This is a genomic window from Psychrobacter sp. 1Y4, from assembly GCF_051847555.1.
Map to the genome: position 1 here is coordinate 1 of NZ_JBPYDE010000954.1, position 561 is coordinate 561.

General features: G+C 48.3%; 1 protein-coding gene. It reads left to right on the forward strand.

Annotated features, from left to right (window positions below):
* Positions 1–561, forward strand: a 561-nt coding sequence (locus ACS8FC_RS19810) for an HlyD family secretion protein (protein ID WP_439298044.1), incomplete at both ends; no start/stop codon positions are given.

Below are 561 nucleotides of genomic sequence, written 5' to 3' on the forward strand. Positions count from 1 at the left end.
GCAGGATTTTGCTGATGTAAAAGCGGGCGATCTACTGATAAAAATAGATGATCGAACCTTTCAGCAGCAACTTGAACAAGCAGAAGCCAATACTGAAGTGGCGATCACCAGCCGCTCTACCAATGCTCAAGACACGCAATCTAGCCAAGCACAAATCGAAGCACGCAAAGCCGACTTATATAGTGCCAAAATCAATGTCGAGAGCGCTCGTGAAGACGTCAATCGCTATCAAGGCTTAGACGCTATCGGTGCGGTATCAAAAGCAGAAGTCGCTCATATCAAGGCGCAACTTGCTCAAGCACAGGCAAGTGTGCAACAGGCTGAAGCCAATTTACAAGCCGCTCAGCAAAACCGCGCCAAAACCAGTGGCACCCAACCCTCACTAGATGCAAATATCAAAAGTGCTGAGGCAGGCGTGAAGCAAGCGCAAATTAATCTCGATAATACGATCATCACAGCACCTGAGTCCGGTCAGCTGAGCCAAGTCAGTGTCAAAGAAGGCCAGTACGTTAGCGCGGGCACCCAACTCATGTATATCGTACCAAAAGGCATTTGGATTAT